We start from the raw sequence: 12,024 nt of genomic DNA on the forward strand, positions 1-12,024 counted from the left end.
TTTGGAATGGAACGCCCGACATGGCCCCGCGCTGGTTGGCGAGTCTCACGGCAGCACCGTTCACGTTTTCAGTTGCTTTAGGGGCGGTGCCACCGGCCTTCGCGCTGGTTCCTTACGCCTACGTGCCACAGAGCACGGAGCTGGAAGCGGCGGGTCTGGGCATCGCCCAGGCGGCCAGCCGCCTGCTGCGCCTGGGCCAGGCGGAAGATGCGGCCCGGCTGGCGGCCCTCACCGTGCAGCTGCTGCCTGCCGACCCCCGCGGTTGGGTGCTGCTGGCGGAAGCTCAGCTGCGCAGCAATCAGAGCAAAAAAGCGTCAGCGTCGCTGGCGCGGGCCAAGCAGCTCGATCCACGCAATGCTGGGATCTGGTTTGCTGAAGGATCCCTCGCCCTGCGTGATGGTCAACCGCAGCAGGCGGTGGGGCTGCTGGAGCAGGGCCTGCGGCTGGATGGCCGCAATGCCGGCGCCCATTTCGATCTCGGCAACGCCCAGCTGCTGCTCGATAACCCCCAGGGAGCCCTGCAGGCCTTCGAGCGCGCCTCCGGGCTGCGCAAGGGCTTCTGGGAGGCGATCAACAACCAGGGGTTGGTGCTCTACGAACTGGGCCGACGCGGCGAGGCGATCGATCGCTGGCGCCAGGCCCTGCAGATCAATGCCAAGGCGGCGGAGCCGATGTTGGCGCTGGCCGTCGCTCTGGCCGCCACCCCGCCCGGCCAGAGCGAGGCGCGTCAACTTGCCAGCGAGGCCCTGGCGATTGAACCCAACTACGTGCTGGATGCCTATCAGAAAGAACAGCTCTGGGGCCCCCGCCTGCGGGCCAGTGCCAAGACCCTGCTCAGCCATCCCGACCTGAAGGCGGCCGTGGACAGGGCCAATGCCAACGCCTCCGGCAGCATGGAGACGGAAGAGGAACCCTCCACCTGAGCGGCCACCGACCGCTGAGCCCCGCCAGGCAGGATCTGTAGGCTGAGCCCCTTCCGCCCCCAGACCCCCGAACCGGATGGCAGAGGAGCGCGTCCAACCGATCTCCCTGCATCAGGAGATGCAGCGCTCGTACCTCGAATACGCCATGAGCGTGATCGTGGGCCGGGCCCTGCCGGATGTGCGCGATGGCCTCAAGCCCGTGCAGCGCCGCATCCTGTTCGCCATGCACGAGCTGGGCCTCACCCCGGATCGGCCCTATCGCAAATGCGCCCGGGTGGTCGGCGATGTGCTCGGCAAGTACCACCCCCACGGCGACCAGGCCGTCTACGACGCGCTCGTGCGCCTCGTGCAAACGTTCGCCAGCCGCCATCCGCTGCTCGACGGCCACGGCAACTTCGGCTCAGTCGACGACGACCCCCCGGCGGCGATGCGATACACAGAAACGCGCCTCGCGCCGATCGCCAACCAGGGGTTGCTCGATGAAATCGGCAACGACACGGTTGATTTCGCCCCCAACTTCGATTCCTCCCAGCAGGAGCCGACCGTGCTGCCGGCCCAACTGCCCTTCCTGCTGCTGAATGGCTGCTCGGGCATCGCCGTGGGCATGGCCACCAGCATTCCACCCCACAACCTGGGCGAAGTGGTGGACGCCCTGATCGCCCTGATCCGCAAGCCCGACCTCAGCGATGAGAAACTGCTTGAACTGGTGCCTGGCCCCGACTTTCCGACCGGCGGCGAAGTGCTCACCGGCAGCGGCGTGCGCGACACCTACCTGAATGGCCGCGGCAGCATCCCGATGCGTGGTGTGGCCCACATCGAGGAGGTGCAGCCTGGCAAAGGACGCCACCGCCGTGGCGCCGTGGTGATCACCGAACTTCCCTATCAGCTGAGCAAGGCGGGCTGGATCGAGAAGCTGGCCGAGCAGGTCAACGGCGGCAAAATCGGTGGCATCGCCGACATCCGCGACGAGAGCGACCGCGATGGCATGCGGGTGGTGGTGGAGGTGCGCCGCGATGGCGATCCCACCAAAGTGCTGGCCGAACTGCAACGCCGCACGGCCCTGCAGAGCAATTTCGGGGCCATCATGCTGGCGCTCGTCCACGGCCAGCCGCTGCAGCTGAGCCTGCGGCAGATCTTGAACCACTTCCTGGAATACCGGGAACACACCCTGATCCGGCGCACCAACCATGCCCTGCGCCGCACCGAAGATCGGCTGGAGGTGGTGGAGGGATTGATCCGGGCGCTTGATGCCCTGCAGGAGGTGATCGCCAGGATCCAGGCGGCCAAAGATGCGGCCACGGCCAAGGCCAGCCTGCAGGTCCACTTCGATCTCAGTGAGCGGCAGGCCGAGGCGGTGCTGGCCATGCCGCTGCGGCGCCTCACCAGCCTGGAGCAGGACGGCCTGCGGCAGGAGGCCGCCGAACTGGCGCAGGAGCGGGAACGGCTGCGGCACCTGCTCGACGACCGCCAGGCCCTGCTCGACGCCATGGTGACGGAGCTCAAAAGCCTGAAGAAGCGCTATGCCACGCCGCGGCGCACGCGCCTGGTGGCCGGCGGCGATGCCCTGGTGGCCCAGCGCGCAGCCGCCACCCGGCCCACCACCGAACTGCAGCGTCAGCAGGCGCTCGACGCCCTGCCCGGCGATGGCCGCCTGCTGATCCAGGCCGATGGCCAGGTGCGGATCGCGGGGCCCCAGCTGCTCGGCCGCCTGCACCTGGAGGAGGCCGCCCCGGTGGGTGAGCACCCGGCCCCGGCGCGGCTGATCCTGGCGGTGAGCGAGAAACCGGCCGTGCTGGCCTTCAGCGCCGGTGGCCGTGTGGCCCTGCTGCGCTGGGAGTACGCCGGACAACAGCAGGGCGGGCTGGAGAAGTTTCTGCCCGAGAGCCTGCTGGACGATCCGATCGTTCAGGTGCTGCCGTTGCCGGCGCAACCCGAGGGCAGTCTGGGTCTGCTGAGCAGCGATGGCCGCTTCAAGCGGCTGCCGATCGACGCCTTCCTTGAGCTCTCCGGCCGCGCCGCCACCGTGCTGAAGCTGAAGGATGGCGTGGTGCTGCGCCGCGTGGTGCCCTGCGCCAACGACCAGGATCTGGTGGTGGGCAGCAGTTCCGGGCGCCTGCTACGCCTGCAGGTGACTGACGCCGACGTGCCGCTGATGGGGCGGACGGCCCAGGGGCCGCAGCTGCTGCGGCTGCTGCCCGGCGAGACGATCGCCGGAGCCTGCGCTCCCCGCTCGGATCAGGACGTGGTGCTGGCCAGCCGCCTGGGGCGGATCAAGCGCCTGCGGCTGGAGAGCCTGCGGCGCTGCCAGCGGGGCGAGCTGGGCCAGATCGGCCTGCGCTTCCTCGACCGCAGCGACGCCCTGGTGGACCTGCAGGTCTGCGGGCCCGCCACCTTGGGGGTGGTGCTGAGCCCGACCCGCAGCTTCCGCCTCAACCCAGCAACCCTTGCGCCTCAGAACCCCGACGAACCCGGCGAACTGCCGCAGCCGCTGGCGTCTACTGACAGAGTGCAGGCCTTGGTGCCACTGATCAGCTGATCAGCGTTTACTGATCACCGCCTGCTGATCATGGAGTGATCAGATTCAGGGCTTGGTGGCCGCCAGACCCGAGGGCTCCAGCATCAACTTGCTGGAGCGGATGGCGTCATCCATGGGGATCGGGTAGTTGCCATCGAAGCAGGCCGTGCAGAAATGGGAGGAATGATCGTGGGCAGCCTCCAGCATCCCTTCCTGACTGAGATAAGCGAGCGAGTCGACACCGAGGTGAACGATGATCTCATCGAGAGTGAGCCGGGCCGCGATCAGTTGCTCCTGGTTGTCGGTGTCGATGCCGTAGAAGCAGGGATGGGTGACGGGCGGTGAACTGATCCGCATGTGCACTTCAGTCGCGCCCGCATCACGGAGCGCCATCACCAGCTTGCGGCTGGTGGTGCCACGCACGATCGAGTCGTCGATCACGATCACCCGCTTGCCGGAGAGCACATCCGGCAGGGGATTGAGCTTGACGCGGATGCCCGCCTCGCGCATCGCCTGGGTGGGCTGGATGAAGGTGCGACCCACATAGCGGTTCTTGATCAGCCCATCAGCAAAGGGGATGCCACTGCCCTTGGAAAAGCCGATGGCGGCGGGGATGCCGGAATCGGGCACACCGATCACGATGTCCGCCTCCACGGCGGATTCGCGCGCCAGCATCTCACCGATGCGATGGCGGTAGCTGTAGAGCGATTCGCCGAAGAAACGGCTGTCGGGCCGGGCGAAGTAGATCATCTCGAAGACGCACAGCTTCGCGGGCTCCACAATCCAGCGCACCCGCTCGGGCACCGGCTCGCCCGCCCGGAAGTGAATCAATTCGCCAGGGCCTACGTCGCCGTCGTAGGAGGCGCCGATGATGTCGAGGCCACAGGTTTCGCTGCTGAGCACCCATTGCCCCTGGTGCTTGTCGCCCATGTGGCCGAACACCAGCGGGCGCACCCCGTAGCCATCGCGCAGGGCGAACAACCCTTCCGGGGTGCCGATCGCCAGGCTGAAGGCGCCGCGGCAGCGGCCGGCGGCCTGGCGGATGGCGGCGCTCCAGCCCAGACCCCCATCCACCGCCTCCTGCAGCGCGAAGGCGATCAGCTCAGAATCGGTGGTGGAGGTGAATTCACCGGCGAGGTGATCGAGCGCCTCGCGCAACTCGTTGGCGTTGACCAGATTGCCGTTGTGCGCCAGGCCGAAGGGACCGAGGCGGGTCATCAGCACCACCGGCTGGGCGTTGCAGACCCGGCTGCTGCCGGTGGTGGAATAGCGGTTATGGCCGATCGCCAGGTCGCCGGGCATGCGTTCCAGCACGTCCTGATCGAACACCTGGCTGACCAGGCCCATGTCTTTGTGGAGCCGGATCTTGGCGCCGTTGAACACAGCGATCCCGGCCGATTCCTGGCCCCGGTGCTGCAGCGCGTAGAGGCCGAAGTAGGTGAGGTTCGCCACTGGCTGGCCGGTGGCATAGACGGCGAACACGCCGCAGGCCTCCTCCATGCGATCGGGGCGCTCCTCCGCCAAAGCCACAGCAGCCATTTCCTCCGCAGCAGCCGAGCTGTCGCTAGCTGGCGATCTGACGCCGGGGGGGCCAGAAGGTGGCAGGGAGGAGTGTTGCCTGGGGTGCGCGCGAACCACAGGCCTGACCACTGACCGACTGCGTTGACAGTCTGCCTCAGGCCCCGCCGGCCAACCGGCGGGGAATCGCCTGTTCGTAAGCCAGCCCCAACACATCAAGCGGCTGCACCAGCAACGTCGTGCCACCGCGCCCGATGCTCAGCACCGCCTCGGCCTCCACCTGCCCCAACCGCTGGCAGGCTGGCGGCGAGCCGGCGGCACCGCTCGGCGGCACCTGCTCCAGCAACGCCTGCCAGGCCTGGGCCTGGGCCGCCGGCACGCTCACCAGCACGCGGGCACCGCCCTCGGCGAACAGCAGCCGGTCGGCCCGGGCCGTGCCCGCAGGCAACTCCAGCTGGGCACCCAGACCCGAAGCGAGGCAACATTCGGCTGCCGCCACCGCCAGGCCCCCATCGCTGAGATCGTGGGCGGCGGTCACCACCCCCTGGGCGATCGCCTGGCGCAGCAGAGCCTGCACCGCCACTTCCAGCGCCAGGTCGGTGCGCGGCGGCCGACCGGTGCTGAGCCCGTGGATCCACTCCAGGTAGCCGCTGGCCGCCAGCCCCAGCCGCTCGTCGGCGTCATCGTCGCCCGCCAGCGGCACACCCAGCAGCCAGATGGCCTCACCGGCCGCGCGCCAGGCCTGCCCGGTGACGCGGGCAAGATCGGGCACCAGGCCCACCATCCCCACCACGGGGGTGGGATGGATCGGCTGCAGGCGCCCGTCGGGCAGGCGGGTCTCGTTGTAGAGGGAGACGTTGCCGCCGGTGACCGGTGTGCCGAGCGCGGCGCAGGCCTCCGACAGGCCGCGGCACGCCATCGCCAGCTGCCAGTAGCCGGTGGGGTGGTCGGGGGAAGGGAAATTGAGGTTGTCGGTGACTGCCAGCGGCTCGGCCCCCACGCAGCTGAGGTTGCGGGCCGCTTCAGCCACCGCCGCCATCGCACCCCGTTGCGGATCGAGGGCCACCCAGCGGTTTGGGCAATCCACCACCGCCGCCACGCCGCGCTGGGCCGGCAGCAACGAGCCAGGCCCCTGCTGGGGCCGCAGCCGCACCACAGCCGCGTCGGCACCGCCGGGGGGCATCACGGTGTTGCCCTGCACCTGGTGGTCGTACTGGCGGTACACCCAGCGCTTGCTGGCGATCGTGGGCGTGTCGAGCAGGGCCAGCAGCACCTGGCTCCAGCTGAGCGGTGACTGGCCCGCCGGGGTGATGCCGGTGGTGTCGGCGGGCGGCAACTCGGCTTCGCTCCACTGCCAGTGGGCCTGGATCTCAGCCGGCGGGGCAGCGAGCAGCTCGTGGTGGTTGATCGGGGTGTCGTCGGCCAGGGCATTGGCCGGCACCTCGGCGGCCACCTCGCCGTGCTGCAGCACCCGGACCACGTTCTCGGCCACCACCCGGCCCACCACCGCAGCCTGCAGGCCCCAGCGGCGGAAGCGCTCCATCAGCGGCTGCTCGCGGCCCTGGCGCACCACGAACAACATGCGCTCCTGCGATTCCGACAGCAGGAACTCGTAGGCGGTCATGCCGTCTTCGCGGGCCGGCACAAGGTCGAGGTCGAGCTCCACACCCACGCCACCCTTGGCAGCCATCTCCGAACAGCTGCAGGTGAGGCCGGCGGCGCCCATGTCCTGGGCGGCCACCACATCACCGCTCTTGAAGGCTTCCAGGCAGGCCTCGATCAGCCCCTTCTCCAGGAAGGGATCGCCCACCTGCACGGCCGGGCGGTCGTCGAGGGAGGCTTCCGTGAGCTCGGCCGAGGCAAAGCTGGCCCCGCCCATGCCATCACGGCCGGTGGTGCTGCCCACATAGACCACCGGATTGCCCACGCCCGCCGCGCCCGAACGCACGATCTCTTCGGTTTCCATCAACCCCAGGGCCATGGCATTGACCAGCGGGTTGCCGCTGTAGCTGGGATCGAAGGCCACCTCCCCCCCCACCGTCGGCACGCCGACGCAGTTGCCGTAGTGGGCGATGCCGGCCACCACGCCCTCCATCAGCCCCACATTGCGGGGATCCTCCAACGGCCCGAAGCGCAGGGCATTGAGCAGCGCGATCGGGCGCGCGCCCATCGTGAAGATGTCACGCAGGATGCCGCCCACACCGGTGGCTGCGCCCTGGAAGGGCTCCACGGCCGACGGGTGGTTGTGGCTCTCGATCTTGAAGGCCAGATGCTGGCCCTCGCCCAGATCGACCACGCCGGCGTTCTCGCCGGGCCCCACCAGGATGCGCGGCCCGGAGGTGGGGAACTGACCCAGCAGGGGGCGGGAGTTGCGGTAACAGCAGTGCTCCGACCACATCACCCCGAACATGCCCAGCTCGGCGCGGTTCGGTGCCCGGCCCAGGCGCCGCACGATCTCGTCGTAGTCGGCCCGGCTGAGGCCCTCCTTGCGCAGAGCTTCGGCAAGCGGATAGGAGGGGGAGGACACCAGGCAGCCGCAGGCAGGAAAGCTCAGTCTGGCCGAGCGACCGCCCACGGCCGCCGGGGATCGGCGGGTTCAGACCCAGGGATCTGCGTCGTTGTCGTAGCGACTGCCCCGCCGGGACGGCCCCTCGCTGACGGGCTGGGGCCGACGGTAGGGGTCCGTGTCCGGTTCGAGCTCGCGATCGAGCTCCTCTTCCGGTGGGTCCCAGGCCCTGGGCCTGTCGTCGTCGCGATCCTCCAGACGATCGTCGTCGTCCCAGTCGTCCAGCGGGTCGTCGTCCGGTTGGCGCCAGGCGGGATCGGCCTCCTGCCAGGGCGGACCTTCCCGCTCCGGCTCCTGCCAGGGGGGTTCCTCCAGCCAACCCTCCAGCCGTTCCTCGAAGCGCCCGCCCGCCTCCTGGAACTGATCCTTGATCCGGGAGGTCTCCTGGCCCACCTGATCGCGCCAGCGGCGCGAACGCCGCAGAAACTCCTGCCGCACACTGGCCTTGGCCAGCGGCAGGTCGTCGAGGCCACTGAGGCCGGTGAGCACCTGGCCGGGTTGCTGGTCGACGATCCGATCGGGCGTGAGGCGCCAGCGACTGGTGCCTGGCAGGCGCGGATCGGTGCGCGACACCAGGTAATGCAGGATGCGGCCGCTGCGCAGCTCCACGGCCGCATCCGCCACCGTGCCCAGCACGGCGCCACCGGCGCCGGTGAGGGCGGCATCAAACAGCGTGGGCAGGCGTTCGAGCGTGGCCGGATCGGTGACAGCCGGTTCGCCCAGCACCAGGGCCTCCAGCTCGCCAAGGCCGCGCAGCTGGTCGAGGCGCCAAACGAGCCGGCGCGTGCCGAAGGCAGAGGGTTTGCTGGCCCAGCCGAGCAGACGGTGCACTGGTGGGTGCATCCAGCCCATCAGCCCGGGGCCGTGGTCGAGGCCCTGATCGCAGCGCACCCGAAGCCGCAGCAGATCAGAGAGCAGCAGCTGAGCGGGAAGGCTCACGGCATCAGCTGCGGATCTGCACGGGCATCACCAGGTAGGTGAAGCTGGGATCCTCCAGCGGCGCCAGCACGGCGGGCGTGGTGGGGGCGTTGCAGCGCAGCTCCACCCGCTCGGCGGTCATCGCCTTGAGGCCATCGAGCACGTAGCGCACATTGAAGGCGATCTCGATCGCATCCCCTTTCACCAGCGCCGGCAAGGATTCCGAGCCGCTGCCCACATCCTGGGCATCGGCGCTGATGCGCAGACGGTCGGCGGATGGGTCGCTGCTCAGCTTCACCACGTTGTTGTGCTGATCGGCCACCACAGCCACCCGCTCCAGAGCGTTGACGAAGGCGCGGCGATCGAGCTCCAGGGTGCGGCTGAAGGAGGCTGGAATCAACTGGCCGTAGTTGGGGTAGGTGCCATCGAGACTGCGGCTGGTGAGCACCTGATCCGCCCAGACGAACACCACCTGCCCCCGTTCGCTGAACAGGCTCACAGGCTCCTGTGACTGGCGGGAAGACAGCAGGCGCTCGAGTTCTCGCAGGGATCGGGCCGGCACCGTGACCGCAAAACTCGGCGCCTCTTCCGCCTCCGCAGCGCCGCTGCCCGGCCCGGCACCGGCAGCACCGGCAGCGGCGTTGTCGAGGCGCAGCACCGAGAGGCGGTGACCATCGGTGGCGGCGCACTCGAGGCCGTCGTGCTCAAGGCCGAGATGCACGCCGGTGAGCAACTGCTTGGCCTCATCCGGGCTGCTGGCGAACAGGGTGGCGCGCAGGCCCTTGATCAGGGCTTCCGCTTCCAGCCGGATCGGCGCCCCGGTCTGCACCAGGGGCAGGTCGGGGAAATCCTCCGCCGACAGCCCGCGCATCTGATAGCTGCCGGAGAAGCTGGTGAGCTCCACCTGCTCCTGGCCCTCAGGGCATTCCAGGGTGATCGGGCTGTCGGCAGAGAGCCGGGAAACGATTTCGCCGAACAGGCGCGACGGCAGAGTGATCGCGCCGCTGGTTTCAACCGCCGCCGGCAGGCTGGTCTGAATGCCGAGATTGAGGTCGAAGCCGGTGAGGCTCAGCCGGCCGGTGCCGGCATCGGCGGTCAGCAACACATTGGCCAGCACCGGGTGCGTCGGCCGGGCCGCCACCGCGCGGCTGACCAGCTGAAGGCTGGCGCTCAGTTCCGCCTGGGAGCAGACCAGCTTCATCGTTTTGACACTCCGGGTGGGGATGCCCATGCCGGGCCCCACCACGCTTCCACAAGCCGGGGCGATCCGCAACGGCAGACGACCGTCAACGCCGTTTTCCACGCCCGTTTTCCACGATCCTTCTACGGAAGCTTTTCTTTTAGAAAAAAGAGAAAAACAGCCGTAGTCGTAGGGGGTGTGGAAACCGGGGAGAAGCTCAGAAAGATTGTTGCAGCAACCGATCTAGTCCAGCAGGCATGGGGAGAAGGGCAGACGAACGGCAGACGTTTCCCCCTTTTCCACCGTTTCCCGGCCTGTGGAAAACCAATGCCCTGTTCGAGGCCCTGATGCAGCCGCATTTTTCCCCCGTCGATCCCCGCTTTTCCCCTGGGACGGTCTGTTCACCGGCCGTCATCAAGACACCATGCTTTCGGCCCAGGAGGCCCCCTCCAGCGCACCAGCCGCCGCCCGAACGCAGGCAGCCCCCGCCCACGAAGCGCCGTGGGCGGGGGCTGTTTGTGCTCAGCAGGCCAAGAGCCTGGCCCTTAGAAGCCCATCACCTTGGCGACCACGTCCACTTCCGGTGCCAGGCCGGCATGGAAGGCGCCGTCGCTGTGATCGATCGCGGTGCCGGGATCCTTCAGGCCGTTGCCGGTGAGCACACAGACCACCGTGGCTCCTGCCGGCACCTCTGCCGCCCGCTGCAGCAGGCCGGCCACCGAAGCGGCGCTGGCGGGTTCGCAGAACACCCCTTCCTCCCGGCCCAGCAGCTTGTACGCCTCCAGGATGTCCTGATCAGTGACCGCATGGAAGGCGCCGTTGCTCTGCTCGCGCACCGCCAGGGCCTTGTCGCGGTTGGCCGGGTTACCGATCCGGATCGCCGTGGCGATGGTGTCGGGTTGCTCCACCGTGTGGCCCAGCACCAGGGGAGCGGAGCCGCTGGCCTGGAAGCCCATCATGCGGGGCAGCCGCTGGCTGTGGCCGGCTTGCCGGTACTCCTGGAAGCCCATCCAGTAGGCGCTGATGTTGCCGGCATTGCCCATCGGAATACACAGCCAGTCGGGGGCCTCGCCGAGTGCATCCACCACCTCGAAGGCGGCCGTCTTCTGGCCCTGCAGCCGGTAGGGGTTGAGGGAGTTCACCAGGGTGACGGGGTAGTTGTCGGCCACCTCGCGCACGATCGCCAGGGCCCGGTCGAAATTGCCCTTCACCGCCAGCACCTCGGCGCCGTACATCAGTGCCTGGGCCAGCTTTCCCTGGGCCACGTAGCCATCGGGGATGAGCACGAACGCGCGCATGCCGCCGCGCTTGGCATAGGCCGCGGCGGCGGCGGAGGTGTTGCCGGTGCTCGCGCAGATCACTGCTTCGGCGCCGGCTTCGCGCGCCTTGCTCACCGCCATCGTCATCCCCCGGTCCTTGAAGCTGCCGGTGGGGTTAAGGCCGTCGTACTTGAGAAACACCTTCACGCCACGGCCCACCCGTGCCGCGATCGCCGGTGCGGGGATCAACGGGGTGGCGCCTTCGCGCAACGTGATCACCGGCGTGCGATCGCTGACAGGCAACCAGGGGCGGTAGGCCTCAATCAGCCCCGGCCAGTCCTGCAGCGTGGGCTTCGCGCCCAGGCGCCTGAGGGCAGAGAGCAGCGGCACAGGGGCGACGGAGCAGGCTCCGGCGAATCTACGCGGCGGTTAAGAAGCTCCGAGAGAGCTCAACTGCCTAGAGGAAAGAAGTGCGTCAGGAACCCTGGGCGCCTGGAGTGCTGGTTGGTGGCTGGCTGGGGGTGGTGACAGGAGGGCTGCCGGGAGAGCGGCTGGATGGCTGTTCATTGCCCTCGCGCAGGCCGTCGAGCGGGGATTCGGAGAAGAACCGCACCAGATCGGCAATGGAATTGGTTTTGCCCAGCAGGCTGAGCAGGGCCGGGATGTTGATCGCCAGCTCGTTGGTGGGATAGGCCCTCAGAAAGCCGGTGGGGGTGAGGGTGCCGTTGCCGTTATGAATCCCGATGATCAGGGCGGAGCGGAGGGCGGGAACGCCGGCGGATGGTGCATTGAGCGGCGCGAAGATCCCCGCCAGGCGCTGGAGGATCGCATCGCCAATGCGGGTGGACAGCAAGCGGCTGGTGAGTACCAGCGGCAGGGTGACCTTCTGGTTCAACAGTCGGGCCACATCTTCAGGGTTCTGGCGGCCGATCTTGAGCACGTCGGCCAGCAGGCCACGCGCCTGGCCTGTTTCGGCCAGATGGTCGAGATCGGCCACAGGGATTGAGCGCCGAAAGGCACCGCTGACGAACACCAGTTGCTCGGCCGCCTGGAGAGTCGGAGCGGCCGTGCTCAGCGAGAGCCCGAGCAGGACCCCCAGGACGTTGGGGCGGATGCGCAACTGAAACTCCCTGGCTGGACACCGA

General features: G+C 68.6%; 8 protein-coding genes. 2 read left to right on the plus strand and 6 right to left on the minus strand.

Annotated elements, in window-relative coordinates; all coding sequences use genetic code 11:
• The first annotated feature begins 20 nt into the window (after window positions 1–20).
• On the plus strand, window positions 21–923 hold the full coding sequence (locus KBY97_RS10180) for a tetratricopeptide repeat protein (protein WP_255146776.1): 903 nt from the start codon (window positions 21–23) through the stop codon (window positions 921–923).
• A gap of 76 nt (window positions 924–999) precedes the next feature.
• Complete coding sequence (locus tag KBY97_RS10185) at window positions 1,000–3,459, plus strand: DNA topoisomerase (ATP-hydrolyzing) subunit A (protein ID WP_255146777.1); 2,460 nt, start codon at window positions 1,000–1,002, stop codon at window positions 3,457–3,459.
• 45 nt (window positions 3,460–3,504) lie between these two features.
• Here KBY97_RS10185 and purF read toward each other — a convergent pair whose 3' ends face one another.
• The 6 genes from purF to KBY97_RS10215 form a co-directional block, all read right to left on the minus strand.
• Window positions 3,505–4,977 (minus strand): amidophosphoribosyltransferase, encoded by a 1,473-nt coding sequence (gene purF / locus KBY97_RS10190; RefSeq protein WP_255146779.1) that lies wholly within the window; start codon window positions 4,975–4,977, stop codon window positions 3,505–3,507.
• Window positions 4,978–5,113: 136 nt separating this feature from the next.
• Window positions 5,114–7,486 carry a phosphoribosylformylglycinamidine synthase subunit PurL gene (gene purL / locus KBY97_RS10195; RefSeq protein ID WP_255146829.1) on the minus strand — a complete coding sequence of 791 codons (2,373 nt, stop codon included), beginning with the start codon at window positions 7,484–7,486 and terminating at the stop codon, window positions 5,114–5,116.
• 66 nt (window positions 7,487–7,552) lie between these two features.
• Window positions 7,553–8,461 carry an RNA methyltransferase gene (locus tag KBY97_RS10200; protein ID WP_255146781.1) on the minus strand — a complete coding sequence of 303 codons (909 nt, stop codon included), beginning with the start codon at window positions 8,459–8,461 and terminating at the stop codon, window positions 7,553–7,555.
• 4 nt (window positions 8,462–8,465) lie between these two features.
• Window positions 8,466–9,641 (minus strand): DNA polymerase III subunit beta, encoded by a 1,176-nt coding sequence (dnaN, locus tag KBY97_RS10205; RefSeq protein ID WP_255146830.1) that lies wholly within the window; start codon window positions 9,639–9,641, stop codon window positions 8,466–8,468.
• A gap of 524 nt (window positions 9,642–10,165) precedes the next feature.
• Complete coding sequence (gene thrC, locus KBY97_RS10210; protein ID WP_255146831.1) at window positions 10,166–11,224, minus strand: threonine synthase; 1,059 nt, start codon at window positions 11,222–11,224, stop codon at window positions 10,166–10,168.
• 130 nt (window positions 11,225–11,354) lie between these two features.
• A complete protein-coding gene (locus KBY97_RS10215; RefSeq protein WP_255146782.1) occupies window positions 11,355–11,999 on the minus strand; it encodes an alpha/beta hydrolase in 645 nt (214 codons plus the stop codon).
• Between the last annotated feature and the right edge of the window lie 25 nt (window positions 12,000–12,024).

Origin of the sequence: Synechococcus sp. ATX 2A4 (assembly GCF_024346375.1) — a bacterium.
Classification (GTDB): Bacteria; Cyanobacteriota; Cyanobacteriia; order PCC-6307; family Cyanobiaceae; genus MW101C3.